This window comes from Mycobacterium lacus (assembly GCF_010731535.1).
In the GTDB taxonomy this organism is placed as follows: Bacteria; Actinomycetota; Actinomycetes; order Mycobacteriales; family Mycobacteriaceae; genus Mycobacterium; species Mycobacterium lacus.
Map to the genome: position 1 here is coordinate 1,137,107 of NZ_AP022581.1, position 25,850 is coordinate 1,162,956.

At 67.9% G+C, this 25,850-nt stretch carries 23 protein-coding genes and 2 pseudogenes; 17 read left to right on the forward strand and 8 right to left on the reverse strand.

Annotated features, from left to right (window positions below; all coding sequences use genetic code 11):
* Nucleotides 1-185 precede the first annotated feature (185 nt).
* Nucleotides 186-455: an LLM class flavin-dependent oxidoreductase gene (locus tag G6N24_RS05300; protein ID WP_085156649.1), complete on the forward strand. Its 270-nt coding sequence runs from the start codon at nt 186-188 to the stop codon at nt 453-455.
* On the opposite strand, the gene G6N24_RS05305 is transcribed toward G6N24_RS05300, so the two are convergent.
* Nucleotides 429-1,061: an SACE_7040 family transcriptional regulator gene (locus G6N24_RS05305; RefSeq protein WP_085156652.1), complete on the reverse strand. Its 633-nt coding sequence runs from the start codon at nt 1,059-1,061 to the stop codon at nt 429-431. The genes G6N24_RS05300 and G6N24_RS05305 overlap by 27 nt on opposite strands.
* Nucleotides 1,062-1,183: 122 nt before the next feature.
* Between G6N24_RS05305 and G6N24_RS05310 the strand changes: the two genes are divergently transcribed.
* The 11 genes and pseudogenes from G6N24_RS05310 (at nt 1,184) to G6N24_RS05355 (ending at nt 12,351) form a co-directional block, all read left to right on the forward strand.
* Complete coding sequence (locus tag G6N24_RS05310) at nt 1,184-1,927, forward strand: CoA transferase subunit A (protein WP_085156655.1); 744 nt, start codon at nt 1,184-1,186, stop codon at nt 1,925-1,927.
* 21 nt (nt 1,928-1,948) lie between these two features.
* A pseudogene (locus G6N24_RS25700) lies at nt 1,949-2,017 on the forward strand (16S rRNA (guanine(966)-N(2))-methyltransferase RsmD); the annotation flags it as partial.
* Between the two features lie 3 nt (nt 2,018-2,020).
* Entirely contained in the window at nt 2,021-2,668 is a 648-nt protein-coding gene (locus tag G6N24_RS05315; RefSeq protein WP_085156659.1) for a CoA transferase subunit B, read from the forward strand.
* Entirely contained in the window at nt 2,665-4,245 is a 1,581-nt protein-coding gene (locus G6N24_RS05320) for a carboxyl transferase domain-containing protein (protein ID WP_085156662.1), read from the forward strand. Before G6N24_RS05315 ends, G6N24_RS05320 begins: the two co-directional genes overlap by 4 nt.
* A gap of 3 nt (nt 4,246-4,248) precedes the next feature.
* Nucleotides 4,249-6,222: an acetyl-CoA carboxylase biotin carboxylase subunit gene (locus tag G6N24_RS05325; RefSeq protein WP_085156707.1), complete on the forward strand. Its 1,974-nt coding sequence runs from the start codon at nt 4,249-4,251 to the stop codon at nt 6,220-6,222.
* Nucleotides 6,223-6,228: 6 nt separating this feature from the next.
* Entirely contained in the window at nt 6,229-7,392 is a 1,164-nt protein-coding gene (locus G6N24_RS05330; protein ID WP_139822196.1) for an acyl-CoA dehydrogenase family protein, read from the forward strand.
* Complete coding sequence (locus G6N24_RS05335) at nt 7,389-7,889, forward strand: MaoC family dehydratase (RefSeq protein ID WP_085156668.1); 501 nt, start codon at nt 7,389-7,391, stop codon at nt 7,887-7,889. Before G6N24_RS05330 ends, G6N24_RS05335 begins: the two co-directional genes overlap by 4 nt.
* The gene (locus tag G6N24_RS05340; protein WP_085156671.1) at nt 7,886-8,707 is read left to right on the forward strand and encodes an HpcH/HpaI aldolase/citrate lyase family protein; all 822 of its coding nucleotides are present in this window, start codon (nt 7,886-7,888) and stop codon (nt 8,705-8,707) included. Before G6N24_RS05335 ends, G6N24_RS05340 begins: the two co-directional genes overlap by 4 nt.
* Before the next feature lie 254 nt (nt 8,708-8,961).
* Nucleotides 8,962-10,053 carry a pyruvate dehydrogenase (acetyl-transferring) E1 component subunit alpha gene (gene pdhA, locus G6N24_RS05345; protein WP_085156674.1) on the forward strand — a complete coding sequence of 364 codons (1,092 nt, stop codon included), beginning with the start codon at nt 8,962-8,964 and terminating at the stop codon, nt 10,051-10,053.
* Nucleotides 10,054-10,063: 10 nt separating this feature from the next.
* The gene (gene bkdB / locus G6N24_RS05350) at nt 10,064-11,122 is read left to right on the forward strand and encodes a 3-methyl-2-oxobutanoate dehydrogenase subunit beta (RefSeq protein ID WP_085156677.1); all 1,059 of its coding nucleotides are present in this window, start codon (nt 10,064-10,066) and stop codon (nt 11,120-11,122) included.
* Complete coding sequence (locus G6N24_RS05355) at nt 11,119-12,351, forward strand: dihydrolipoamide acetyltransferase family protein (RefSeq protein ID WP_372514519.1); 1,233 nt, start codon at nt 11,119-11,121, stop codon at nt 12,349-12,351. The genes bkdB and G6N24_RS05355 overlap by 4 nt, the downstream gene beginning before the upstream one ends.
* Here the strand turns inward: G6N24_RS05355 and G6N24_RS05360 are convergent.
* Nucleotides 12,337-13,736: pseudogene (locus G6N24_RS05360) on the reverse strand (HNH endonuclease signature motif containing protein). The gene G6N24_RS05355 and the pseudogene G6N24_RS05360 sit on opposite strands and share 15 nt — an antisense overlap.
* Before the next feature lie 308 nt (nt 13,737-14,044).
* Here G6N24_RS05360 and G6N24_RS05365 point away from each other — a divergent pair.
* Both G6N24_RS05365 and G6N24_RS05370 read left to right on the forward strand, forming a co-directional pair.
* Nucleotides 14,045-14,320 (forward strand): DUF1876 domain-containing protein, encoded by a 276-nt coding sequence (locus G6N24_RS05365; RefSeq protein ID WP_085158400.1) that lies wholly within the window; start codon nt 14,045-14,047, stop codon nt 14,318-14,320.
* A gap of 75 nt (nt 14,321-14,395) precedes the next feature.
* A complete protein-coding gene (locus G6N24_RS05370) occupies nt 14,396-15,199 on the forward strand; it encodes a ribosome hibernation promotion factor (protein ID WP_085158391.1) in 804 nt (267 codons plus the stop codon).
* A 3-nt stretch (nt 15,200-15,202) separates the two neighbouring features.
* On the opposite strand, the gene rtcB is transcribed toward G6N24_RS05370, so the two are convergent.
* The 6 genes from rtcB to G6N24_RS05400 all read right to left on the reverse strand — a co-directional run bounded on the left by rtcB (nt 15,203) and on the right by G6N24_RS05400 (nt 21,848).
* Nucleotides 15,203-16,624: an RNA-splicing ligase RtcB gene (gene rtcB / locus G6N24_RS05375; RefSeq protein ID WP_085158398.1), complete on the reverse strand. Its 1,422-nt coding sequence runs from the start codon at nt 16,622-16,624 to the stop codon at nt 15,203-15,205.
* A 15-nt stretch (nt 16,625-16,639) separates the two neighbouring features.
* Nucleotides 16,640-17,062, reverse strand: coding sequence for an archease (locus G6N24_RS05380; protein ID WP_085158389.1), 423 nt, complete (start codon nt 17,060-17,062; stop codon nt 16,640-16,642).
* 14 nt (nt 17,063-17,076) lie between these two features.
* Nucleotides 17,077-18,402, reverse strand: a complete 1,326-nt coding sequence (locus G6N24_RS05385; protein WP_085158387.1) for a phosphoribosyltransferase — start codon at nt 18,400-18,402, stop codon at nt 17,077-17,079.
* 77 nt (nt 18,403-18,479) lie between these two features.
* The gene (locus G6N24_RS05390) at nt 18,480-19,604 is read right to left on the reverse strand and encodes an Rv2629 family ribosome hibernation factor (protein ID WP_085158385.1); all 1,125 of its coding nucleotides are present in this window, start codon (nt 19,602-19,604) and stop codon (nt 18,480-18,482) included.
* Between the two features lie 102 nt (nt 19,605-19,706).
* Complete coding sequence (locus G6N24_RS05395) at nt 19,707-21,116, reverse strand: WS/DGAT/MGAT family O-acyltransferase (protein WP_179963469.1); 1,410 nt, start codon at nt 21,114-21,116, stop codon at nt 19,707-19,709.
* A gap of 303 nt (nt 21,117-21,419) precedes the next feature.
* The gene (locus tag G6N24_RS05400; protein WP_085158383.1) at nt 21,420-21,848 is read right to left on the reverse strand and encodes an Hsp20/alpha crystallin family protein; all 429 of its coding nucleotides are present in this window, start codon (nt 21,846-21,848) and stop codon (nt 21,420-21,422) included.
* Between the two features lie 121 nt (nt 21,849-21,969).
* Between G6N24_RS05400 and G6N24_RS05405 the strand changes: the two genes are divergently transcribed.
* The 3 genes from G6N24_RS05405 (at nt 21,970) to G6N24_RS05415 (ending at nt 25,825) form a co-directional block, all read left to right on the forward strand.
* Complete coding sequence (locus tag G6N24_RS05405) at nt 21,970-24,072, forward strand: adenosylcobalamin-dependent ribonucleoside-diphosphate reductase (protein WP_085158381.1); 2,103 nt, start codon at nt 21,970-21,972, stop codon at nt 24,070-24,072.
* Nucleotides 24,073-24,176: 104 nt separating this feature from the next.
* Nucleotides 24,177-24,614, forward strand: a complete 438-nt coding sequence (locus tag G6N24_RS05410; RefSeq protein WP_085158379.1) for a CBS domain-containing protein — start codon at nt 24,177-24,179, stop codon at nt 24,612-24,614.
* Nucleotides 24,615-24,685: 71 nt separating this feature from the next.
* Nucleotides 24,686-25,825, forward strand: coding sequence for a site-2 protease family protein (locus G6N24_RS05415; protein ID WP_085158377.1), 1,140 nt, complete (start codon nt 24,686-24,688; stop codon nt 25,823-25,825).
* Nucleotides 25,826-25,850: the final 25 nt, after the last annotated feature.

Genomic DNA, 25,850 nt, shown 5'->3' on the forward strand with positions numbered 1-25,850 from the left:
GACGTGCCGACATGTCTTGCGGGCATGGCATATCCAATTCCTTTCGCAACCGCCGACGAGGTGATCCGGATCGCGGTGGAGGCCGAGGAACTTGGCTATCACGAGGTCGCGGGTAACGACCATCTGAGTACGCAGCGGTTTGGCGCGAGGCGTGGTCGTCGCCCCCGGACTACTTCGAGCCGCTGATGATGCTCGCGGCGATCGCTGCTAAAACCTCCGTGGTGCGGCTCGCCACCGGGATCCTCGTCTTGCCGATGCGTGACCCGGTGCTGCTGGCCAAGCAAGTCGCCACGCTGGACCGCATCAGCGGTGGGCGTGTCACGCTGGCGGTGGCTGCGGGTGGTTATCGTGACGAATTTGAAGGTGTTGTACCGGATTTGGCCGCTGCGTCGCGAACCCGACTGATGGCCGAGGGCATCGAGGCGCTGTTACTGGCACCGATCGTCGGCCGCTAGCGCCGCGACGGTCATCGCCCGCATGATGGCGCGGGACCGCACCGTCGCGGCAGACTTCATGCTGTGGGGTGTCGAGTTCAGCAGGCCGAACACCGCGTGCGCCATCAATCGGGCGTCGGCCTCGGCCAGGTGGGGGTCGAGCTCGCGCAGCACGCCCACCCAGACCTCCACGTACTGCCGCTGCGCCTTGCGTACCTGCCGCTCGGCCACCGCGGGCAGGTGCGCAAGGTCGCGGTCCTGGATACGGATGAGGTCCGGTTCGCCCAGCGCAAAGTCGAGGTGGAAATCGATGAGGCCGTCCAGCGCGGTGGCGGCGTCCGGGCCCCGGGCCGTCACCTCGCGAGCACCGGCCAGTAGCCGGGCGCTGATCCCGACCAGCAACTCCACCAGCAGCGATTCCTTGTTGGGGAAGTGCCGGTAGATGGCCGGACCGCTGACGCCGGCGGCGGCGCCGATGTCCTCGAGCCGCACCGCGAGGAATCCGCGCTCGGCAAACAGACGCTCGGCGGCCGACAGGAGTTGTGTACGCCGGTCGGACTTCAACCGGCTGCGACGATTCGGGGCGTCGGGCCGAGCGGGCTGGCCGTCCGGGGCGGACGCAGTCATGACGAACCTCCCTCCACGACCGGTCCTGGACACTTCGGTTAATCGTCACTAACATAGCATGAGTTATTCACCATTAACTCGAGTTTGTGGCATTCCGGCTGCGGCAAGGAGGCTCTGCGGCAATGGACAAGGTGGTGGCTACCGCCGCGGAGGCGGTCGCGGACATACCCGACGGGGCTTCCCTGGCGGTCGGCGGTTTCGGGCTCTGCGGTATCCCCGAGGCGCTGATCGCCGCCCTCGCCGACAGCGGGGTCACGGACCTGGAAACGGTGTCGAACAACTGCGGCATCGACGGGATCGGGCTGGGGCTTCTTTTGCAGCACAAGCGAATTCGCCGCACTATCTCGTCATACGTGGGCGAGAACAAGGAGTTCGCCCGCCAATTCCTGTCCGGCGAACTCGAGGTGGAGTTGACCCCGCAAGGCACGCTCGCGGAGCGGTTGCGCGCCGCTGCGATGGGGATACCTGCGTTCTATACGCCTGCCGGGGTAGGCACCCAGATCGCCGACGGCGGGCTGCCATGGCGCTACGACGCGTCGGGTGAGGTGGCGGTGGTATCGCCGGCGAAGGAGACCCGCGAGTTCGACGGTGTCACCTACGTCCTCGAACGGGCGATTCGCACCGACTTCGCCCTGGTGCACGCCTGGAAGGGTGACCGGCACGGCAACCTGGTTTACCGGGAGGCCGCCGCCAACTTCAACCCGGAATGTGCTGGTGCAGGACGGATTACGATCGCCGAAGTCGAACACCTCGTCGAACCCGGCGAGATCGATCCCGCCGCCGTGCACACGCCGGGCGTGTTCGTGCATCGGATCGTGCACGTGCCCAATCCGGTGAAGCGGATCGAGAGGGAGACCGTGCGATGAGGAGGAGTGGCGCCATATGACCGCGCCGACGACGATGCAGTGGGGGTACCGCCCGCTTGCGGGGGACGTAGCGATGAGGAGGAGTGGCGCCAGATGACGTGGAGCAGGGACGACATGGCCGCGCGGGTGGCCGCCGAGTTCGACGACGGCCAATACGTCAACCTCGGCATCGGAATGCCCACCCTGATCCCCAATCACCTGCCCGACGGCGTTCATGTTGTCTTGCACTCGGAGAACGGGATCCTCGGCGTCGGTCCCTACCCCCGGCGCGAGGACCTCGACGCCGATCTGATCAATGCCGGCAAGGAGACCGTCACCATCGTGCCGGGTGCCGCCTTCTTCAGCTCATCGACCTCCTTCGGCATCATCCGCGGCGGACACCTGGACGTGGCAGTGCTTGGGGCTATGCAGGTTTCGGCCACCGGGGACCTGGCCAACTGGATGATCCCGGGCAAGATGGTCAAGGGCATGGGCGGCGCAATGGACCTCGTGCACGGCGCCCGCAAGGTGATCGTGATGATGGAGCACACCGCCAAGGACGGCAGCCCCAAGATCCTCGATCGGTGCACGCTGCCGTTGACCGGCGTGAGCTGCGTCAACCGCATCGTCACCGAGCTCGCGGTCATCGACGTCCGCGACGACGGCTTGCACCTGATCGAGACCGCCCCAGGCGTCTCGGTCGAAGAAGTCGTCGCGAGGACCCAACCACCGCTTGTGCTCGAGGATTTGGTCAGACAGTGACTATCGCCCCCGCGCCGTCATTCGCCGACGAGCACCGCCGGCTGGTGGCGGACTTGAACGCGAAGCTTGCGGTAGCGGCCCAGGGTGGCAGCCAGCGCGCGCGGGAACGCCACGTCAGCCGCGGCAAGCTGTTGCCCCGGGAACGGGTGGATCGTCTGCTCGATCCGGGCAGCCCGTTTCTGGAGCTTTCGCCGCTGGCCGCGGACGGCATGTACGGCGACGAGTCGCCGGGCGCCGGGATCATCACCGGAATAGGCCGGGTGTCCGGGCGGGAATGTGTGATCGTCGCCAACGACGCGACCGTGAAGGGCGGCACCTACTATCCGATGACGGTCAAAAAGCACCTGCGGGCGCAGGAGATCGCCCTGCAGAATCTGCTGCCCTGCATCTACCTGGTTGACTCCGGCGGCGCATTCCTGCCGCGCCAAGACGAGGTATTCCCGGACCGCGAGCACTTTGGGCGAATCTTCTACAACCAGGCGACCATGAGCGCCAAGGGCATTCCGCAGGTGGCCGCGGTGCTCGGCTCGTGCACGGCGGGCGGCGCCTACGTTCCCGCGATGAGCGACGAGGCCGTCATCGTCCGCGAGCAGGGCACGATCTTCCTCGGCGGTCCGCCACTGGTCAAGGCCGCCACCGGCGAGGTCGTCTCGGCGGAGGAACTCGGGGGCGGCGACCTGCACTCGCGGGTCTCCGGTGTCACCGACCATCTTGCCGACGACGACGAGGACGCGCTGCGGATCGTCCGCGCGATCGCGGCCACCTTCGGCCCGCGTGGGCCCGCGCAGTGGGAGGTTGGTCGTTCGGCCGAGCCCAAGCACCCGCGGACCGAGCTTTACGACGTGGTGCCGCCGGATCCGCGGGTGCCCTACGACGTGCACGAGGTCATTGTGCGCCTGGTCGACGGTAGCGAATTCAAGGAATTCAAGGCCAAATACGGCAAGACGCTGGTGACCGCGTTCGCGCGCATCCACGGCCACCCGGTCGGGATCGTCGCCAACAACGGTGTGTTGTTCAGCGAATCCGCGCTCAAGGGAGCGCATTTCATCGAACTGTGTGACAAGCGCAAGATCCCTTTGCTGTTTTTGCAGAATATCGCCGGTTTCATGGTCGGCCGCGACTACGAGGCCGGCGGCATCGCCAAGCATGGCGCCAAGATGGTCACCGCCGTGGCCTGCGCCCGGGTACCCAAGCTCACCGTCGTGATCGGCGGATCCTATGGCGCGGGCAACTATTCGATGTGCGGGCGTGCGTACTCGCCCCGCTTTCTGTGGATGTGGCCGAATGCGCGGATCTCGGTAATGGGCGGCGAGCAGGCTGCGTCGGTGCTGGCCACGGTGCGCGGAGAGCAGCTGGCCGCCGCCGGCACACCTTGGTCGGCCGAGGAAGAGGAGAACTTTAAGGTGCCCATCCGCGCGCAGTACGAGGACCAGGGCAATCCCTATTACTCGACGGCGCGCCTATGGGATGACGGCATCATCGACCCGGCTGATACGAGAACTGTTGTCGGGCTAGCACTTTCGGCATGTGCTAATGCTCCGCTGGAACCGGTCTCCTATGGCGTCTTCCGGATGTGAGTGATGTTTGACACCGTATTAGTGGCCAACCGCGGCGAGATCGCTGTGCGGGTGATCCGGACCCTGCGCCGGCTGGGCATCCGGTCGGTCGCCGTTTACAGCGATCCCGACGCCGGCGCCCGCCATGTCCTCGAGGCCGACACGGCGGTCCGGTTGGGACCGGCCCCGGCACGCGAAAGCTACCTCGATATCGAGAAGGTGCTGGACGCTGCGGCACGCACCGGCTCTCAGGCGATCCATCCGGGATACGGGTTTCTTTCCGAGAACGCCGATTTCGCGGTGGCCTGTGAGCACTCCGGGGTGGCGTTCATCGGCCCGCCGGCACGGGCCATCGAGGTAATGGGGGACAAGATCGCCGCCAAGAACGCGGTCGCCGCCTTCGACGTGCCGGTGGTGCCGGGGGTGGCCAAGCCCGGGCTGACGGACGACGAGGTCGTCGCCGCGGCCGCCGAGGTCGGCTATCCGGTGCTGATCAAGCCGTCCGCTGGGGGCGGTGGCAAGGGCATGCGGTTGGTGGAAGACCCGGCACGGATGCGCGAGGCACTGCAGGGCGCCCGTCGGGAGGCCGCGTCCGCCTTCGGCGACGACACCGTGTTCCTTGAGCGATTTATACTGCGGCCCAGGCATATCGAGGTCCAGGTTCTCGCCGACACACACGGCAACGTGGTGCATCTCGGTGAGCGTGAATGCAGTCTGCAGCGGCGCCACCAGAAGGTCATCGAGGAGGCGCCGTCGCCGCTGCTCGACGCCGAGACACGCGCGCGGATCGGAGCGGCGGCGTGTGACACCGCTCGTAGCGTCGACTACGTGGGGGCCGGCACGGTGGAGTTCATCGTCTCCGCCGACCGGGCCGATGAGTTCTTCTTCATGGAGATGAACACCCGGCTGCAGGTGGAACATCCTGTCACCGAAGCAATCACCGGCCTGGACCTGGTCGAGTGGCAGCTCCGGGTGGCCGCGGGTGAGAAGCTGGCGTTCGCCCAGGATGACATCGAGTTCACGGGACACGCGATCGAGGCCCGGGTGTACGCGGAGGATCCCGCGCGGGGATTTCTGCCCACTGGCGGCCGGGTGCTGCGGGTGGTTGAACCGTCCGGCGCCGGTGTGCGAGTGGACTCGTCGCTGCTATCGGGGACGGTGGTCGGTAGCGACTACGACCCAATGCTGAGCAAGGTCATCGCGCATGGAGCCGACCGCGAGCAGGCGCTGGCTCGGCTCGACCGAGCGCTATCCCAGACCGCCGTCCTGGGCGTGCACACCAATGTCGAGTTCCTCCGGTTCCTACTCGCCGACGAGCGGGTGCGTGCCGGAGACCTGGACACCGCGCTGCTGGATGAGCGACTGGCGGACTTCGCGCCGCTGCCGGCGCCCGATGACGTGCTCGCCGCGGGCGGCCTCTTTCGCCAGTGGGCTCTTGCTTTCAGGGCCCGACGGGCCCAGGGCGACCTGTGGGCAGAGCCGACCGGGTGGCGGGTCGGCAACCGCTCGGCGCCGGTCCGCACCGAGGTGCGGACCCCGCAGCGCACCGAGACGGTATCGGTGTGGGGGCTGCCCGAGGCCGCCCGGGTACAGGTCGGTGACGGTGAGATTCATGCTGCGAGTGCGCAAGTGACGCAGCAGCAGATGAGCGCGACGCTCGACGGGCTGCGCCGGGAATATCGCTGGGCGGAGGCCGAGCGGCATCTGTGGATCGCCGACGAGCGGGGAACCTGGCACCTGCGAGAGGCCGAGGAGCACAAGATTCACCGCGACGTGGGCGCGCGTGAGGCCGAAGTCGTCAGCCCGATGCCCGGCACTGTGATCGCCCTGAAGGTCGCCTCGGGCTCCCAGGTTTCCGAAGGTGACGCGGTGGTGATCGTCGAAGCGATGAAGATGGAACATTCGCTCACCGCGCCGGTCTCGGGACAAGTGGAGGTACTGGTGTCCGTAGGCGATCAGGTGACGCTGGACCAGGTACTGGCCAGGATCAACGATTAGAGGATCATGACAACTATTACCGCAGGGACGCTACCCAAGGAATACGAGGATCTCCGCGCCACCGTGGCCGATTTCGCGCGCACGGTGGTCGCGCCGGTATCGGCCAAACACGATGAGGAGCACAGCTTCCCGTACGAAGTCGTCGCCAAGATGGGTGAGATGGGGCTGTTCGGCCTGCCCTTCGCCGAGGAGTACGGCGGCATGGGCGGCGACTACTTCGCGCTGGCGCTGGCCCTGGAAGAGCTCGGCAAGGTCGACCAGTCGGTGGCGATCACGCTGGAGGCCGCGGTGGGCCTGGGCGCGATGCCGATCTACCGGTTCGGCACCGAGGAACAGAAGCACAAGTGGCTGCCGGACCTCACCGCCGGCCGGGCGCTGGCCGGTTTCGGGCTCACCGAGCCGGGGGCGGGTTCGGATGCCGGCAGCACGCGCACCACGGCCCGCCTCGAGGGTGACGAGTGGATCATCAACGGCTCCAAGCAGTTCATCACCAATTCGGGCACCGACATCACGTCGCTGGTCACCGTCACCGCCGTGACCGGATCTCTCGCGGATGGCAGGAATGAGATCTCGACCATCATTGTGCCCAGCGGCACACCGGGATTCATCGTGGAACCCGTCTACAACAAGGTCGGCTGGAACGCGTCGGATACCCACCCGCTTACCTTCGACGACGCGCGCGTCCCACGGGAGAACCTGCTGGGCGCGCGCGGGACCGGCTACGCGAACTTCTTGTCCATCCTGGACGAGGGCCGGATCGCCATCGCCGCGTTGGCAACCGGGGCGGCGCAGGGCTGCGTGGACGAGAGCGTCAAGTACGCCAAGGAACGCCAGTCGTTCGGCCAGCCGATCGGTTCCTACCAGGCGATCAGCTTCAAGATCGCGCGGATGGAGGCGCGTGCGCACGTCGCCCGCACCGCGTACTACGAAGCGGCCGCAAGGATGTTGGCAGGCAAGCCGTTCAAGAAGGAGGCCGCGATCGCGAAGATGATCTCGTCGGAAGCGGCGATGGACAATGCCCGCGACGCCACCCAAATCCACGGCGGCTACGGCTTCATGAACGAGTATCCGGTGGCGCGTCACTACCGCGACAGCAAAGTGCTCGAGATCGGTGAGGGGACCACCGAGGTGCAGCTGATGCTGATCGCGCGGTCGCTGGGGCTCTCATGAGCGGACAGGCCGGCAAATCCGTTGTCCAAAGGGGCTTGTGGTTCGAGGAATTCGAGATCGGCACGACCTACCTGCACCGTCCCGGACGAACCGTCACCGAGGCCGACAACGTGCTGTTCACCACGCTGACGATGAACACCCAATCGCTGCATCTCGACGCGGCGTGGGCCGCCGAGCAGCCGGGCTTTCGCGGCGAGCGGCTGGTGAATTCGATGTTCACCCTCTCGACCCTGGTCGGGCTCTCGGTCGCACAGCTGACACTGGGCACCATCGTGGCCAACCTCGGTTTTTCCGAGGTGTCGTTCCCCAAGCCCGTCTTCCACGGCGACACCCTGTACGCCGAGACCGTCTGCACGGGCAAACGGGAGTCGAAAAGCCGTCCCGGTGAAGGCATCGTCACCCTCGAGCACACCGCACGGAACCAGCACGGCGATGTGGTGGCGCGCGCGGTGCGCACGACGCTGGTGCAGAGGCAGCCCGGTCAGGAGACGCGATGAGCCTGGGTGCCGCCGGTCCGGGCTGGCTGTTCTGCCCGGCCGACCGCCCCGAGCGCTTCGCCAAGGCGGCCGCGGCCGCCGACGTGGTGATCCTGGACCTGGAGGACGGCGTGGCGCCGCCCGAAAAACCCGCCGCGCGCAAGGCGCTGCAGTCCACCCCGCTGGACCCCGCGCGCACCGTGGTGCGGATCAACGCGTCCGGCACCGAGGAGCAGGCCCGCGACCTGGAGGCACTGGCGGGCACCGGGTACACGACGGTGATGCTGCCCAAGGCCGAGTCGGCCGCGCAGGTGGCGGCACTCGCCCCGCGCGATGTCATCGCGCTGGTGGAGACCGCGCGCGGTGCCCTGTCCGCCGCTGAGATCGCCGCCGCCGGGAACACTGTGGGGATGATGTGGGGTGCCGAGGACCTGATCGCCACCCTGGGCGGCAGCTCCAGCCGTCGGACCGACGGCGCCTATCGCGATGCTCCGCGGCACGTGCGGTCGACGATCCTGCTGGCGGCGTCCGCGTTCGGCCGGCTCGCGCTCGACGCCGTGCATCTGGACATCCGTGACGTCGAGGGGTTGCGGGAGGAGGCGACCGACGCCGCGACGGTGGGCTTCGACGTGACCGTGTGCATCCATCCCAGCCAGATCCCCGTGGTCCGAGAGGCTTATCGACCCGACGACGAGAAGCTGGCCTGGGCGCGACGGGTCTTGGCCGCGGCGCGCAACGAGCGTGGGGTGTTCGCGTTCGAGGGGCAAATGGTCGACTCCCCGGTGCTGCGGCACGCGGAAATGATGGTGCGCCGGGCGGGGGAATCCACGCCCGGGTGACGTTGCTGGTTTGGGGTGGGCACCGCCCGGCGGGTGGCTGCGCTAACGCCACCGGCGCGACCAGCTGCGATGGTTGCGACACGGGCACGCGACCCGCAATCAGCCCGGAGTCTTCGCCGTCGAGGGCATAATGGTGACTACGCCCGTAGCGCGGCGAGCCGAGCGGATTGGGCCGGTAGTCGTCGACCCCGGCCCGTGAGAATTTGCGGTCGGTAGTTTGCTGCGGCCCGCTGGCTCCGAGCGCAGGAGGCGGTATGGCGGATAGTCCTGAGATCGCGATGACTGTCGACCTGGAGCCGGTGCGGCTTGTCAGCCCGGATGGGACGCCCACGGCCGAACACCGCTATAGCCGTGACCTTCCCGCGGAGACGCTGTGCTGGCTCTACGAGACGATGGTGGTCACCCGCGAGCTCGACACCGAGTTCGTCAACCTGCAGCGTCAGGGCCAGTTGGCGCTGTTCACGCCCTGCCGCGGCCAGGAGGCGGCGCAGGTCGGTGCGGCGGCCTGCCTGCGTAAGACTGACTGGTTATTTCCCCAATACCGGGAATTGGGTGTCTATGTGGTGCGCGGCATCCCGCCCGGGCATGTCGGGGCCGCGTGGCGCGGAACCTGGAACGGCGGGCTGGAATTCACCAAGAAGTGCTGTGCCCCGATATCGGTTCCGGTAGGTACCCATACCCTGCATGCCGTCGGGGCGGCGATGGCCGCACAACGGCTCGGCGAAGACTCCGTCACGGTGGCATTCCTCGGCGACGGCGCCACCAGCGAGGGCGACGTGCACGAGGCGCTGAACCTCGCGGGCGTGTTCGCCACGCCGTGCGTGTTCTACGTGCAGAACAACCAGTGGGCGATTTCGGTGCCCGTACGCAAGCAGACCGCGGCGCCGTCCATCGCGCACAAGGCGATTGGGTACGGCATGCCCGGTATCCGGGTGGACGGCAACGACGTGCTGGCGTGCTACGCGGTGATGGCCGAGGCCGCGGAGCGGGCCCGAGCCGGCGATGGCCCGAGCCTGATCGAGGCGCTCACCTACCGGCTCGGCCCGCACACCACGTCCGACGACCCCACCCGGTACCGAACTCAGCAGGACGTGGACCGCTGGCTCGCGCTGGATCCGATTCCGCGTTACCGGGCCTACCTGCAGGGTCAGGGTCTGTGGTCGGAACACCTCGAGGAACGGGTCGCCGCCCGGTCGAAGCGGATGTGCGCCGAACTACGCGACGCGGTGTTCGATGCGCCCGATTTCGCCATCGATGACGTGTTCACCACGGTATATGCCGAAATCACGCCGGGGCTGGAAGCGCAGCGCCAGCAGCTGCGGGCCGAACTGGATCGGATCGGGTAGGGAGGCGGGCATGACTCAGATCGCGGATCGTCCGGCCCGCACGAACGAAACGCTATCGGTCGCATTGCCGCTGGCCGAATCGCCGCAACCGCAACCGTTGACCATGGTCCAGGCGCTCAACCGCGCCCTGCATGACGCGATGGCCGCCGACGACCGCGTCCTGGTTTTCGGCGAGGACGTCGGGGTGCTGGGTGGGGTGTTCCGGGTAACCGAGGGATTGGCCGCGACGTTCGGCGAGGACCGGTGCTTCGACACGCCGCTAGCGGAATCTGCGATTGTCGGCATCGCGGTGGGGCTGGCGCTGCGCGGCTTCGTCCCCGTGCCCGAAATCCAGTTCGACGGCTTCACCTACCCAGCGTTCGATCAGGTGGTCAGCCATCTGGCGAAATACCGGAGCCGCACGCGCGGCGAGGTGAACATGCAGGTCACCGTCCGAATCCCGTCGTTCGGCGGGATCGGTGCGGCCGAACATCATTCGGACTCCACCGAGTCCTACTGGGCGCACACGGCCGGCCTGAAGGTCGTGGTGCCGTCCGGGCCGTCGGACGCGTACTGGCTGCTGCGGCATGCGATTGCCTGCCCCGACCCGGTGATGTTCCTGGAGCCGAAACGCCGTTACTGGGGTCGCGGGGTGGTCGACACCGCCCAGCCGGAACCGCCGATCGGGCAAGCGGCGGTGCGCCGCGCCGGGGGCGATGTCACCGTGGTGACCTACGGCGGCTTGGTGGCCACCGCCCTGGCTGCCGCGGAAACGGCTGAGCGGCAACGTGGTTGCAGCCTAGAGGTCATCGACCTGCGGTCGTTGGTCCCGTTGGACTTCGACACCGTCGCCGCGTCGATCCGGCGGACCGGGCGTTGCGTGGTGATGCACGAGGGCCCGCGAAGCCTGGGTTACGGCGCCGGGTTGGCCGCTCGCATCCAGGAGGAGATGTTCTACGAGCTGGAGGCGCCGGTTTTGCGCGCCTGTGGTTTTGACACTCCCTACCCACCGGCGCGGTTGGAGAAGCTGTGGCTGCCGGGGCCGGACCGGCTGCTGGACTGTGTCGAGCGGGTGCTGGGGCAGCCGTGAACCCGGACGTGGTGAAAGGGCGCATCCAAGCGTTTACGATCCCCGACCTCGGTGAGGGCCTGGAAGAAGTGACCGTGACGTGCTGGAACGTCGTCGTCGGCGACCATGTCGAGCTCAACCAGACGCTGTGCTCGGTGGAGACCGCCAAGGCTGAGGTGGAAATTCCCAGCCCATACGCCGGCCGGGTCGTCGAGATAGGCGGCGCGGTAGGGGATGTGCTCAAGGTAGGTGCGATGTTGGTGCGGATCGACACGCAGCCAGCCGCGGGGGACTCAACGGCAGGTGCGGCGCCGAACGGTGAATCCTCGACGCACGCCAGGGCATTCGTGGGATACGGGGCGGACGACGCATTCGACCGGAGCAGAAGGGCCGCAGCGGCACGTCCCAAAGCCAAACCGGCCGTGCGGAAGTTGGCCGCGGAGCTTCACGTCGACCTGACCGAAGTGCCCCCCGGCCCGGACGGCCTGGTCAGTCGGGAGGCCGTGTTGGCGGCGGCGGGCGCGGGGGACAAGCGGCCCGGCGCGACGTACGACGTGCTGCCGATCCGTGGGGTCCAAGCACATATGGCGGAACGGATGGCGCTGTCGCACGGCCAGATTCCAGATGCACAGGCCAGCGTCCAGGTCGACTGCACCAACCTGCTGCGGGTGTGCGATCGGCTCGGTGTGCTCATTGGTAACGGCGAGGCGAGGATCACGCCGTTCGTGCTGACATTGCGGCTGTTGGTAATCGCGTTGACCCACAACGCGATTCTCAACGCAACCTGGGTCGACTCGGCTGAGGGACCCCAGGTGCACGTCCATCACAGCGTGCATCTGGGCTTCGCGGTGGCGACCAAGCGGGGGCTGCTGGTCCCGGTGATCAGCGACGCGCAAGCCAAGTCGACCAGCGAACTGGCTTGTCGGGCAGCCGAATTGACTAGCGGCGCTCGCGATGGCACCCTCACGCCGGCGGAGCTGCGGGGCTCGACGTTCACCGTGTCGAACTTCGGGGCGCTCGGGGTGGACGAGGGCGTGCCGGTGATCAACCATCCCGAAGCGGCGATCCTGGGGATGGGGGCGATCAAGCCGCGGCCGGTGGCCGTTGCCGATGAGGTTGTCGTGCGGCCGACGATGACGCTGACATGCGTGTTCGACCACCGGGTCGCCGATGGCGCTCAGGTGGCCCACTTCCTTTGCCAGCTAAGGGATCTGGTCGAGTCGCCCGAGATCGCGTTAGTCGATCTGTAGCTGACCCTCGCTGTCTTCGTCGTCTTCGTTGTGTAGCAGTTTTTCGGGGTGGTGGAAGGTGTTCGTTCTAGGTTGGCTGCGGTCTAGGTGGGGCGGTGGTATCCATTCGGTGTCGCCGTTGGCGCGTTTGCGGGTGGTCCAGCCTTGTTCGGCTAGTGGGTGATGGCCGCCGCAGGCGAAGGTCGGGTCGTTGACGTTGGTGGTGCGGCACTGGGCGTAGGGGGTGCAGTGATGGACTTCGGCGTTGTAGCCCTTGACGTCGCAGCCCGGCGCTGAGCAGCCGCGGTCCTTGGCGTACAGGACAATTCGTTGCCCCGGGTGAGGTCAGGCGTTTGGTGTGATAGAGCGCCAGGGCTTTGCCCTGGTCGAAGATGGCCAGATAGTGCCTCGCGTGGCGGGCCAGGCGGATCACGTCGCTCATCGGCAGGATGCTGCCGCCGCCGGTGAGTGCGGTGCCGGCGGCGGCTTCCAGCTCGGCCAGGGTGGTGGGCACGATGATCGACGCTGGTAGCCCGTTGTGCTGGCCCAAATCTCTGGAGGCCCAGCATGGCGCGCAGGGCGGCGTTGAGGCCGTCGTGGTTGCGCTGGTTTGCCGTGCGGGTGTCGGTGTCGATGGCGGTTTGGCTGGGGGTGCCGTCCACACAGGGGGTGTCGCTGTCGGGGTTGCACATGCCGGGGGCGGCCAGTTTGGCCAACACCGCCTCCAGGGTGGCGCGCAACTCGGGGGTGATCATCCCGCGCAGCTCCGACATGCCGTCGGACTGTTGGTTACCCAACCTCAGCCCGCGCCGCCGCGCCCGGTCCTCGTCGCGGTAGGTGCCATCGGGGTTGAGGCAGTCGGCGATGGTGTCGGCCAGCCCGGCGTGGGGGTACCGCCCGCTTGCGGGGGATTGTTCGGGTCGATATTGGCTGCCCTGGCGCGCCAGGTCGGCTTGGGCGCGCTCGCGGGTGGCCGCGTCGACCCAGCCGGGCAGCCGGTGGTGGACGCGGCGGATCACCGCGATGTGGCCGGCGCCGAGTTTCCCGGCTTTCTGCGCGGCGGCCGTCGCAGCCAGCATCGGCGGTAGGGGTTCGCCGGTGAGCCCGCGGCGCGGCCCGAGGTCGGCGGCCTCGTTGATGCGTCGGGAGGCTTCGGCGCGGCTGGTCAGTGTCTAGTCGGCGATCGCATGCGAGAGCTTGGCGCCCAATTCTTCGGCAGTGGCTTGGCGGGCCAGGTTGTTGATCAACTGATGCTCGGGCACCGGCAGCCGGCGGCGCACCTTTTCGCAGCGTTCCAGCAGCGCCAGCCACTCCCGGGTGCTCAACGCATCGAATCTCAGCCCGACCACGCCGTCGACCGCGGCATCGAGTGCGTCGAACGCCGCGGTGATTGCCTCGCGATCCATACCGCGAAACTATCGCAGGCCACCGACAAGAAACGCCGCCCACAAACCACTGAAACCACAGTGACACAAGTGATTTCGCTATGGTTTCAGCAGGAGCCGAGGCCGGGGAACACGACCCGGGTGGCGCCGTCCTGCGGCATCGCCCGATCGACAATCCCGCTCGAACTCACAACGTACCCTCAACGACGTTTTCGGCTGAGACGGACGTTCCCGCGGGTCGTGACTTCCGCCCCTATCGCGCGACCGAGTGCTGTGATCACATAGACGGGTGCCCGTGAAAGCCCGCCAAGAAGGACAAGGAGGCTGTGATGACAGACAACGACACCAAGACCTGCCAAATCGACGTGCTGATCGAAGAACACGAAGAGCGCACCCGGGCGAAGGCACGACTGTCCTGGGCGGGCAAGTCGATTGTCGGCGTTGGTTTGGCACGGCTCGATCCGGCCGACGAGCCGGTGGCCCAGATCGGCGACGAACTCGCGATCGCCCGGGCGCTGACGGATCTGGCCAATCAACTGTTCGCCCTGACATCGTCTGACATCGAAGCCAGCACCCACGAGCCGGTCACGGGTCTGCACCACTGAACACCGCCGCCACCGGCGTGTGTGCGGTGACCTTCGGCCCTATGGCGGCGGTCCACGGCGGCGTACCAACGAATCATGAGGCAGAGATCCGACTTACCGGCCGTTCTCGACGCCGAGGTGACGACACGTGGACGGTTGGCCGGCGCAGAAGACTACGCGCGGAGCAAGATTGGCGAGCTTGGCCGTCTCACCCGTCTGCCGGTGCTGCGCGCGCACGTCAAGCTGAGTGAACACGCCGACCCGGCCGTTCCCCGCCGGGTGATCGCGCAGGCGAATCTCGACATCAACGGGCGGCTGGTGCGGGCGCAGGTCGAAGGCGTCACCGCGCGCGAAGCGATCGACCGACTCGAGGCGCGGCTGCGCCATCGGCTGGAACGCGTCGCCGAACACTGGGAAGCCAAACGAGGCGGCATCCCCAGGCTCGGTCCGCACGAATGGCGGCACTCCTCCGAGCCCACCCACCGGCCGACCTACTTCCTGCGACCCGAGGAGGATCGCCGAATCATCCGGCACAAGTCGTTCAGCCTGCCAACCTGCACCGTCGACGAAGCCGCGTCCGAGATGGAAGCGCTCGACTATGACTTCCACCTGTTCACCGAACAGGGTACGAGGCAGGACAGCGTGCTGTATCGCGGAGGTGCCACGGAATACCGTCTCGCACAGGTCAATCCGGAGCCCGTGGAGAAGCTGGCGCCCTTCGAAGTGCCGTTGACCATCAGCCCGCAGCCGGCCCCGCGCCTGGCTGTCGAGCAGGCCATCCAGCGCATGGGGTTGCTCGGGTTGCCTTTCCTGTTCTTCGTTGACGCGTCCCGAGACCGGGGATGCGTGGTGTATCACCGCTACGACGGACACTACGGGCTCATCACACCGGCGAGCTGATCTTCAGCCTTTGACGCAGCCCAACGGAACGAGGCGAGCGACTTTGCGTGCCAGGCCGCCATGATCGCTGGCTTCGATGACCTCGTCGATGTCCTTGTAAGCCTCCGGCTTTTCCTCGGCCAGGCCCCTGCGCGAGGTGCCGCGGACGAGGATGCCGCGTTTCGCCAGGCTGGCGCGGATCGCTTCGCCGCTGGTGTGGCGGGCGGCCTGGTGGCGACTCTGCACACGCCCGGCGCCATGCGCGGTGGAAAAGAAGGCGGGGTTATCGGCCACCCCGGCAAGCACATACGACGCGGTGCCCATCGTCCCCGGTATCAGGACGGGCTGGCCAACCGTCGCCAGGTCCGAGGGTAGGTCCGGGTGATGCGGCGGCAGTGAGCGGGTCGCGCCCTTGCGGTGCACGCACACCGAGCGGAGCCGGCCTTCGACGGGGTGCACCTCGATCTTGGCCAGGTTGTGCGACACGTCGTAGAGCAGGTCCAGGTCCGCCCCGGCCACCTCCTCGAACACGCGACGCGTTGCCTCGGTGAGCAATTGGCGATTGGCACGCCCGTAATTTGCCGCCGCGGCCATCGCCGCGAGGTATGCCTGGCCGTCGGCGCAGTGCACCGGCACACACGCCAATTGGCGGTCCGGCACCGCAATGCCATAGCGGCCCATGGCTTTTTCCATCTGCCGGATATGGTCGGTGCAGATCTGGTGGCCCAGGCCACGCGAACCGGAGTGGATCATCACGCAGACCGTGCCCTCGGCCAGACCCATCTGCGCGCCCGCGTCCGCGTCGTACACGCGGTCGACCGCCTGGACTTCCAAGAAGTGGTTGCCCGAACCGAGGCTGCCGATCTGGCCAAGCCCGCGTTCGACGGCCCGGTCGCTGACCTCGGCCGCGTCCGCGCCGGCCATCACGCCGCCGTCTTCGCAGCGCTCCAGGTCGGCTGCCACACCGTGTCCCTGTTCCACCGCGAACCGCGCGCCACCGGTCAGCACCTGCCGGAGCGTGTCGCGGTTGGGCAGCCGCCACACACCCTTGGTGCCCAGGCCGCGCGGTATCGCGCGATCGAGCCGGTCCATTACCGCCTGCAGCCGCGGTTGCAGGCCGTCGCGGTCCAGCCCTCGGCCAACCAAAAGCCTTACGCCACAAGAAATATCGAAGCCAACGCCACCGGGGGAGACGACCCCGCCGTCGTCAACATCGGTCGCCGCCACGCCGCCGATCGGGAATCCGTATCCCCAGTGCATGTCGGGCATTGCGTACGAGGCCCGGACGATCCCCGGCAGCGTCGCCACATTGACCACTTGCGCCAGGGTCATGTCACCTGGGTCGTGAGGCAGCAACGACCTGGACGCGAACACGATCCCGGGCACCCGCATCGCGCCCTCTCGTTCGATGCGGAACCGGTATGGGGTCTCCTCGACGATCTTCATGCGCCAGCCCACCATTCACACATCGAGCGTTACCGAACACCGCCAGCCGTGTCGGTCGCGACAGAACCGAAGCTCGTTGAGAGACACCGCCTTAGGCACGGCACCCACCTGAACCAGGGTACTCGCGTCGGCCATCGCGAATGTGGCGTCGAGACCACCCCCGACGTCGGCCAGCTCGACATCGACGGGCGCTTCGCCGGCGGTCTCCAGCAGATAGATGACCTCCTCGAGAACCGCGACCAGCAGATCGTCGTCGCGATCGGCGGTCAGCCGGCGCAGGCGGGTGTGGTCGGCCCGCGCCGACCCCAGGTCAAGGAAGCTCTCGACGACGGCCAGCACCGCCTGCCGGATGCAACCGTCGCGGGTCGGTGCCCAGGCTTCGATTCGCAAATCCGCCGTATGCGGGACGGCCCGATGCCCGCAAGCACTGACCGACATGGCCTGTCGGAGACCTAGTGCTGCGGGTGACCGAGGTGCTTGACGAACCACTCGCGGGCCAGCACCGCCACTTGCTCGAGCGTGCCGGGTTCTTCGAATAGGTGGGTGGCGCCGGGGACCACGGTGAGCTGGCATTCGGCCGGAATCGCAGCCTGCGCACGCCGATTGAGCTCGAGGACCAGCTCGTCGCGTCCACCCACTATCAAGAGGGTCGGGGCGTGCACCTCGCGAAGCGCCTCGCCCGCGAGATCGGGTCGTCCGCCGCGGGACACCACCGCGGCTACCTTGACGCCGGGATGCGCCGCCGCGGCCAGGGCCGCGCCCGCACCGGTGCTGGCGCCGAAATAACCGACCGGCAATGCGGCCGTGTCGGGTTGGCCGGCCACCCAGTGCGTGACGTCGACCAGTCGACGGGCGAGCAACCCGATGTCAAAGACGTTGGCGCGGTTGCGTTCTTCGTCGGGCGTCAGCAGGTCGAACATCAGGGTGGCGAGCCCGGCGCCGCCCAGCACCTCGGCCACATATCGATTGCGCGGGCTGTGCCGGCTGCTGCCGCTGCCATGGGCGAACACGACGATCCCCGTCGGGCGCTCGGGAACGCTGAGGTGCCCGGCCACCGTTACCGGCCCGGCGCTCACCCGGACTTCCTCGTCGCGCAGCGGCGGGTCGCCCGGGTTGGCGTCGGCGACCGCTTCCAGCGAAGCGGTGCGGGCGCGGTCGAGAAGTGCCACCACCTCGTCGTCGGAGGTCTGCGTGAAGTTGCGGTACCCCTGGCCCACGGCGAAGTAGAGCACCGGTGTTTCCACGCACACCACCTCGTCCGCATAGGTGGCGAACCGCTCGGCGATGTCGGTCGCTCCGATCGGAACGGCCAGCACCACCCTGCTCGCACCCTCGGCGCGGGCGACCTCGCAGGCGGCCTGCGCGGTCGCCCCGGTCGCGACGCCGTCGTCGACGATCACCGCGATGCGGCCCTTGAGCGAAATCCGGTCATGGTCGCCGCGGAAGCGCTCGGACCGCCGCTGCAGCTCGGCCCACTGCTTGGTTTCGACGGCAGCGATGTCCCGGTCGCTGAGGCCAACCTCGCGCACCACGGCGTCGTTGAGCACCCGCACACCGCCCTCGCCGATGGCACCGAAGGCGAGCTCCGGGTGGAACGGCACCCCGAGCTTGCGCACCAGAAGCACATCGAGAGGCGCCCGCAGCGCCTTGGCAACTTCGAATGCCACCGGGACGCCGCCTCGCGGCAAACCCAGGACCACCACGTCTTGACCGCGCAAGTAGCCCAGACGCTGCGAAAGTTGCCGTCCGGCGTCGACGCGATCGTTGAATTGCCTCATTAGTCCAGTGTGGTCCACGCCGTGGCCCGACGGTATGGTCACAAGTCCTTTTTGCCGACGGCCCGGCGAGCGGTCGCCTAGGAACGCTGGCCGACCAGCCGGTCGGTGGCGACATAGCGCAGCAACGCGCCGATCCCGTCGGCGGGTGCGATCTGGTCGTCGGCGCGAACCAGTGCGGCGCCAACGGCAATCGCGGCGAACGGCAACGCCTCATCGGCCCTTGCCACCCGCTCCACCGGTTCCCCGAATTCGGACAACACATCGGCATCCGGCGCGACCGCCGTACGCGCTTTACCGGTGACCACCGTGGCGTCGCCCAGCCTTCCGACGATCAGCGTGTCGACGTCGCCGTCACGCAGCGCCGCGCACACGGCCGCGACCCCCTCGGCCGCCAACCCTGATCCGCGCCCGATTTCCGCTTCGAACCGTTCGGCGATGCCACTCATCTCGGCGTACCGCCGCCGGGCGAACTCCGCCGCCGTCAGATCGCGGATCTGGTTCTCGTCGATGCCGCTCTTGCGCGCCCCGGCGTGTAATTCCGACACCCGCTCCGCCACCCGCTGCGGCAGCACCGAAACCAGGTCGGTGCGTGACCGGACCTCGCCGGACACGAAAACCACCTCGGGGTCCGCCTCGTCCACCAGTCGGGTGAGATGGTCGGCGACCGCGCGGCAATTCATGCGAATGGCTTCGTCGGTGGTGTGCTGGAAGTCGCCGTAGCCGCTCCAGCCCGCGGTGACCGGTTTGTGCACCGGGTAGCCGCCGCCGTCGATGCTCGTGGAGCTGACGGTGTCGCCCTGGAACAGCGTGACGTCGGCGCCGGCGTGATCGACCGCGGCGAACACATACGTCGGTTGGCGCATCTCGAGGTCGATCAGCGGCACCAGGTACGGGTAGTCCGACAGGCGAATCACCGTGGCCGGTGGTGGGCTGATCAGATACTCGTTGACCAGCACCTGCTCGCTGGTCGCAATGAGGGCGCGGCCGCGCTTACCCACGGCCGGTCGATGATTGAGCACCGCGTCCTCGAGCTTGCCGACGAGTTCCGCCTTCGCGCCGAGGTCCTCGAGACGCTTGCGGATGTCGCGCCATTCCGCCGCGAGTCGCTCGCCGGCCTCAAAGGTGTCGTGCGAGTCATCGAAATACACCGAGGCGATCGGACCTGCCGCGTCCACCAACCACCGAAACCGTTCTGATCGCATGTCATCCCTCTTCGCTGTTCTTCTTTTCGGTACCTTCGAGGCTTTTCATCAACCGTATGACGGGCGACGCCCTCAGGCGAGAGTCGTTGGGATGAGGAGCTGTCAGACGCTTGCGGCCCGCCCGCCTTGCTTGGCGCCCGTCTGCTGTCGTGCCAGGGCGCGGGATAGCAGGCGCGCGACCCCGAGTTCGATACCGCGGGCAAGCTCGTCGACGTCGGGCGTGGCGTCATAGTCGGCGGTGATGCCGAACACCAGTTCATCGACGTAGCTGAGCATGCTGACGACGGTGCGCAGGTGCATGGCGATCGGCGGTATCGGCAGCAGCTGTTCCACCGGACGGCCCAAGACGTGCAGCCGGTGACGGGGGCCCGGCACGTTGGTCGCCAGTGTGACAACGCTGCGCTGCGGCAACCGCGTCAGCAGTCGAACCGTCCACGCGCTCACGGCGAACGGCACGTAATTGGTCAGCGTGACAAAGGCACTCGCGGCTTGTCGCTCGCCGCTGCTTTTCAGCCTGGCCAGGCGGGCGTGGACCAGCCGCAACCGTTTCACCGGGTCGTCCAGCTCGACCGGCAAGGACGGAAGCATCGCCGAGACGCGAATGTCGGTGCGGTTCATGGCATCCGGTGATCGCACCGATACCGGGATCAACGTGGGCAGCGAGTTGCGTCGGGGCTTCTCACCGCGACGCATCAGCACGCCGCGGAAACTGTCGGTGATCGCCGCGAGCGCCACATCGTTGAGCGTTACGCCGAAGACCTGGCACACGATGTCGACATCTTTGAGCGACACCCGCGCCGCGCTGTAACGCCGCATGTTGGACACCGACCCGTACAGCGAGGATCCCGCCGCCGGCGTGAGTAGACCGGCGACGAATTCGGCTGCGCCCCTGGCGGCGTGCGCGGCCGCACCGGTGGTGGCCACCGATGCGCGCCAGATCCCGCCGGCCCAGGTCAGCGGGTTGAGGCTGAGCCCCGACCGCCCGGCGATGGGCGACGGCGCCTGTTTGGCGGCGCGGATCTCGCTGGCGTACGTCTCGGCGGGCCACGCGTCGGCGATATTCGCCAGCATCCGCATCGCGGCTATCCCGTCGGCGATGCAGTGATGGATCTTGATCAGGGCCGCCCACCGCCCGTCCGGCAGGCCCTCGATGACCCAGCACTCCCACAACGGGTGATCACGATCCAGTCTGTGTTCCATGAGGTCGGCGATGATCCGGAACACCACGGCGTCATCGCCGGGTTGCGGCAGGGCCGCCCAACGCACGTGATGGGTGATGTCGAAGTTGGCGTCGTCGACCCAGTGCGGCGCCGCGTATTCGAGCGGGTGCTTGCGCACCACCTGGGTGAATCGGGGGACCGCCCGCACCCGTTCCGACAGCGCCGCGAGCAGCTCCTCCCTCCCCGGAATCGGCCCGTCGATGATGGCCAGCGCGCCGATCGCCAGACTCACGTGCCTGTCGGCATCCTCTGCCTCCAGGAAACTGGCCTCCATGGTGGTGAGCTGTTCCACCGCCGGTCACCTCCGATCCGCGCCGATCGGCATCACTATTCGCCGCGCGGCGCGAGCGTCGATAGTGCCGTTGGTCCCCAACGGGCAGTGCCGGACTTCCCAAGCTTGAGGTGGCTGTTGCTCGAGGCGACCCTTGGCCGCGGCCATCGCGACGGAACTGGCCAGGCCGTTGCTCGCCCTGGGCACGCGGGGATTGTTGCGGGGATTCAAACGACGGGCCGAGCGGTCGCCGTCGGTGCCGTCGCGGCCGCCCGGTGCAACACGGACCCGGGCCTACGATGCCCGGGCCCGTCTTGATCCGCGTTAATTGGTGGTTATCTGAACGTGCTTCTCTGCGGGTGCGGATTCCGAAACGCCCACGGAGACAGCCAGGATGCCCTTGTCGTAGGTGGCCTTGATGTCGTCTTCGTTGGCACCGGCCGGCAGCGACACCGTGCGGACAAACGAGCCGTAGGAGAATTCCGATCGGCCGTCGAATTCCTTTTTCTCACTGCGTTCGGCCTTGATGGTGAGCTGCCCGTTGTGGACGGTGATGTCGACGTCCTTGGCGGGGTCGATGCCGGGAATCTCGGCGCGAACTTCGTAGCGGCCGTCGGTCATCTCGTCTTCCAAGCGCATCAGCCGCGTGTCGAAGAGCGGGCGGACGCCGGCGAACGACGGAAACGCCGAGAAGAACTCCGAGAACTCGGGGAACAGCGAACGGGGCCGTCGTGAAACGGGAAGGGTGGTCATTGTCTTCTCCTGAGGTTTTCCGATTGGGTTATCACCACGTCTTCAATCCGACCACGCGGGCCGGTGCAGCGGTAGGGACCGAAGTCCTCACTCGGCGTGGGTCACGACGGATACTCGAGTGATGAGCACGCCAGCGCGGCTCAAGTGGCCGGCGAGCGTCCGGCGCCGCGACGGGCGCCTGGTGCCCTTCGAGGTGGCCCGCATCGAGGCCGCGGTCGCCAGGGCCGCGCGCGAGACCGGGCACCCGGACCCGGGCGCGCCCGGCGCGGTCGCGAGGTCGGTCGCCGACGCGCTGGCGCGCCGGCCCCGCGGCGAGGTTCCGACGGTCGAGCAGATCCAGGACCTGGTCGAGGCGCAGCTCGTGGCCGCCGGCCTGGATGACGTTGCCCGCGCGTACATCGTCTACCGCCAGCACCATGCCGAAGTGCGCGCGGCCAAAGGCCTGATAGGGGTGCGCGACGAGCTGAAGTTGAGCGTGGCCGCGGTGACCGTGCTCGCCGAACGTTATCTGCTGCGCGACGACCAGGGCCGGCCGAAGGAATCGACCGGCGAAATGATGGACCGGGTCGCACACTGTGTCGCGGCGGCCGAAGACGGCTATCGGCGGGGTTCGTCGGCGATGTGGGCGCAGCGGTTCTCGACGGTGCTTCGGCGCCTGGAGTTCCTACCGAACTCGCCGACGTTGATGAACGCCGGCACCGAAATGGGCCTGCTCGCCGGGTGTTTCGTGCTGCCGGTCGAAGATTCGCTGCGCTCGATCTTCACCACGCTCGCCCATAGCGCCGAGATTCATCAGGCCGGAGGCGGCACCGGTTACACGTTCACCCACCTGCGGCCCGCGGGGGATCGAGTGGCCGGCACCGGGGGCACGGCCAGCGGGCCGATGTCGTTTCTTGGGCTCTTCGACACCGCGGCCGGCGTCATCGCGCTGGGTGGTCGCCGGCGCAGCGCGTCCATGGCGGTGCTGGACGTGTCGCACCCCGACATCTACGACTTCGTCACCACCAAGGCCGACTCGCCGGGCGAGCTCACGCATTTCAATCTGTCGGTCGGGGTCGGCGACGCGTTCCTGCGCGCCGTCGAGCGCGACGGCACGCACCGACTGATCAACCCGCGAACCCACAAGACCGTCGCACGGGTGGCGGCCGCCGACCTGTTCGCCACGATCTGCGAGGCCGCCCACCGATGCGGGGACCCCGGATTGGTGTTCCTCGACACCATCAACCGCGCCAACCCGACACCGGCCCGCGGCCGGATCGAGGCGACCAACCCGTGCGGGGAGGTTCCGCTGCTGCCCTACGAGTCGTGCAACCTCGGCTCGGTCAACCTTGCCCGGATGGTCAGCGGTGGTTCCGTCGATTGGGACCGGCTCGCCGAGGTTGCGGAGTTGGCCGTGCGCTTCCTCGACGACGTTATCGACGTCAGCCGGTATCCGATCCCGGAACTCGACGCGGCCACCCGGGCCACCCGCAAGATCGGGCTGGGCGTCATGGGCCTGGCGGAGATGCTGGCCGGCCTGGGCATTCCCTACGACAGCGAACGCGGGGTTCGCCTGGCCGGCCGCATCGCCCGCAGCCTCCAGCAGGCGGCGCACGCCGCGTCGATGCGGTTGGCCGAGGACCGCGGGCCGTTTCCCGCCTTCGACAACAGCCGATTCGCCGGCTCGGCGCCGCGGCGCCATGCCCAACTCACCTCGATCGCGCCGACCGGCACGATCTCGCTCATCGCGGGAACCACCGCGGGGATCGAGCCGATGTTCGCCATCGCCTACACCCGCTCGGTTATCGGGCGGCGCCTCCTGGAGGTCAACCCGTGCTTCGACCGGCTCGCCCGCGACCGGGGGTTCTATCGCGACGACCTGATCGCCGAGATCGGACAACGCGGCGGGGTGCGCGGCTACCCGCACCTGCCGGCCGAGGTGCGGGCCGCGTTCCCGATCGCGGCGGAAATCACGCCGGAGTGGCACCTGCGGATGCAGGCCGCCGTGCAGCGCCACGTCGACGCCGCGGTGTCCAAGACCGTCAACCTCCCGGCCGACGCGACCGTCGACGATGTCCGCGCGATCTACCTCGCCGCGTGGCGGGCGAAGGTCAAAGGCATCACGGTCTACCGCTACGGCAGCCGGCCGGGGCAGGTGCTCAGCTACGTTGCGCCCGCACAGCCGCTGCTCTCGGTGGACCCCACGTTCAGCGGCGGCTGCGCCGGCCGCACCTGCGAGTTCTGAGCGTGTCCATTGGTCCGCGCGCCGAAGGCCGAACGACCCTAGTGCCCGCCCCCGCATCGCCTTACGTTCGGCAACAGGCGGGAAATCGAGGTGAGGAGACTGCAATGACCCAAACTTTGTCGGCACGCGACATCATGAATGCCGGTGTGACCTGTGTTGGCGAGCACGAGACGTTAACCGCAGCTGCCGAACACATGCGTGAGCACGACATCGGCGCGCTGCCGATCTGCGGTGACGACGACCGGCTGCACGGGATGCTCACCGACCGCGACATCGTGGTCAAGGCCCTCGCGGCGGGCCTGGATCCGAACACCACCACGGCGGGGGAGCTGGCCCGGGACCGCACCTACTACGTCGACGCGGACGCAAGCATCACGGAGATGCTCAACGTGATGGAAGAGCATCAGGTCCGCCGCCTTCCGGTCCTAGAAGAGCACCGTCTGGTCGGCATCGTCACCGAGGCCGACATCGCCCGGCACCTGCCCGAGCACGCCATCGTGCAGTTCGTCAAGGCGATTTGCGCGCCCCCGGTTCTGGCTTAGCCCAGCGGGTGACGTCGGCGGACCGGCGCTTCCAAGGCCCGGTCCGCCCTTGAGGTTTCGGGAGGTTTGCGGTGCGCGACGCGATCCCACTGGGGCGGATCGCCGGGTTTGACGTGAAAGTCCACTGGAGCGTGCTGGTCATCCTGTGGCTGTTCACGTGGAGCCTGGCGACGGCGCTGCCCGGCACCGTCAAAGGCTATCCACCACTGGTGTATTGGCTGGCAGGAGCGTGCGGTGCCGTGGTGCTGCTGGCGTCGCTGCTGGCTCATGAGCTCGCGCACGCCGTCGTCGCCCGCCGCTCGGGGGTGGCCGTCGGAAGCGTGACGCTCTGGCTGTTCGGCGGGGTAACCACCCTTGGCGGCGAGGCGAAGACACCAAGGGCCGCCTTCCGAATCGCGTTCGCGGGCCCGGCCACCAGCCTTGCGCTGTCCGCATCGTTCGCCGGGCTGGCCGTGGCGCTCGCGACCGTGCGCGCCGCCACCGTCGTGGTCAGCGTCGCGTGGTGGTTGGCCACCATCAACATGCTGCTGGGCGTGTTCAATCTGCTGCCCGGCGCCCCCTTGGACGGTGGCCGGCTGGTCCGGGCCTATCTGTGGCGCCGTTACGGCGATAGCGCACGCGCCGGGATCGGCGCCGCGCGTGCCGGGCGCGTGCTCGCGATCATCCTGATCGCGTTGGGATTGGCCGAGTTTGTCGCCGGCGCCCTCGTCGGCGGCGTCTGGTTGGCCTTCATCGGCTGGTTCATCTTCGCGGCCGCGCACGAGGAGGAAATGCGGATCTCGACCCGACAGATCTTCGCCGGCGTGCGCGTCGCCGAGGCGATGACCGCCCAGCCGCACACCGCTCCGGGATGGATCAGCGTCGAGGATTTCATCCAGCGCTATGTGCTCGGCGACCGTCACTCGGCATACCCGGTTGCCGAGCGGGATGGATCGATCGTCGGGCTGGTCACGCTGACGCAGCTGCGCGACGTCGCGCCCGGCCGGCGCGGCACCACCAACGTGCGCGACATTGCGCTACCGTTGCGCGCGGTGCCGACGGCGACACCGCAGGAGCCGCTGAGCGCGCTGCTGGAACGGATGGCGGCGGCCGGTCCGCGCAGCCGCGCCCTGGTTATCGACGAGGGCGGGCTGGTCGGCATCATCACCGCGAGCGATCTCACCCGGCTGATGGATGTTTACCGGCTCGCCCAGCATTCCAACGCAGGGTGATTCGGCCCGGGAGAGGAGAGCGGAC

What these genes read in the sequence shown, in the direction of transcription:
- G6N24_RS05300 (WP_085156649.1), top strand. Translation starts at nt 186, where the DNA reads ATGATGCTCGCGGCGATCGCTGCTAAAACCTCCGTGGTGCGGCTCGCC.
- G6N24_RS05305 (WP_085156652.1), bottom strand. Translation starts at nt 1,061, where the DNA reads ATGACTGCGTCCGCCCCGGACGGCCAGCCCGCTCGGCCCGACGCCCCG.
- G6N24_RS05310 (WP_085156655.1), top strand. Translation starts at nt 1,184, where the DNA reads ATGGACAAGGTGGTGGCTACCGCCGCGGAGGCGGTCGCGGACATACCC.
- G6N24_RS05315 (WP_085156659.1), top strand. Translation starts at nt 2,021, where the DNA reads ATGACGTGGAGCAGGGACGACATGGCCGCGCGGGTGGCCGCCGAGTTC.
- G6N24_RS05325 (WP_085156707.1), top strand. Translation starts at nt 4,249, where the DNA reads ATGTTTGACACCGTATTAGTGGCCAACCGCGGCGAGATCGCTGTGCGG.
- G6N24_RS05330 (WP_139822196.1), top strand. Translation starts at nt 6,229, where the DNA reads ATGACAACTATTACCGCAGGGACGCTACCCAAGGAATACGAGGATCTC.
- G6N24_RS05335 (WP_085156668.1), top strand. Translation starts at nt 7,389, where the DNA reads ATGAGCGGACAGGCCGGCAAATCCGTTGTCCAAAGGGGCTTGTGGTTC.
- G6N24_RS05340 (WP_085156671.1), top strand. Translation starts at nt 7,886, where the DNA reads ATGAGCCTGGGTGCCGCCGGTCCGGGCTGGCTGTTCTGCCCGGCCGAC.
- pdhA (WP_085156674.1), top strand. Translation starts at nt 8,962, where the DNA reads ATGGCGGATAGTCCTGAGATCGCGATGACTGTCGACCTGGAGCCGGTG.
- bkdB (WP_085156677.1), top strand. Translation starts at nt 10,064, where the DNA reads ATGACTCAGATCGCGGATCGTCCGGCCCGCACGAACGAAACGCTATCG.
- G6N24_RS05365 (WP_085158400.1), top strand. Translation starts at nt 14,045, where the DNA reads ATGACAGACAACGACACCAAGACCTGCCAAATCGACGTGCTGATCGAA.
- G6N24_RS05370 (WP_085158391.1), top strand. Translation starts at nt 14,396, where the DNA reads ATGAGGCAGAGATCCGACTTACCGGCCGTTCTCGACGCCGAGGTGACG.
- rtcB (WP_085158398.1), bottom strand. Translation starts at nt 16,624, where the DNA reads ATGAAGATCGTCGAGGAGACCCCATACCGGTTCCGCATCGAACGAGAG.
- G6N24_RS05380 (WP_085158389.1), bottom strand. Translation starts at nt 17,062, where the DNA reads ATGTCGGTCAGTGCTTGCGGGCATCGGGCCGTCCCGCATACGGCGGAT.
- G6N24_RS05385 (WP_085158387.1), bottom strand. Translation starts at nt 18,402, where the DNA reads ATGAGGCAATTCAACGATCGCGTCGACGCCGGACGGCAACTTTCGCAG.
- G6N24_RS05390 (WP_085158385.1), bottom strand. Translation starts at nt 19,604, where the DNA reads ATGCGATCAGAACGGTTTCGGTGGTTGGTGGACGCGGCAGGTCCGATC.
- G6N24_RS05400 (WP_085158383.1), bottom strand. Translation starts at nt 21,848, where the DNA reads ATGACCACCCTTCCCGTTTCACGACGGCCCCGTTCGCTGTTCCCCGAG.
- G6N24_RS05405 (WP_085158381.1), top strand. Translation starts at nt 21,970, where the DNA reads ATGAGCACGCCAGCGCGGCTCAAGTGGCCGGCGAGCGTCCGGCGCCGC.
- G6N24_RS05410 (WP_085158379.1), top strand. Translation starts at nt 24,177, where the DNA reads ATGACCCAAACTTTGTCGGCACGCGACATCATGAATGCCGGTGTGACC.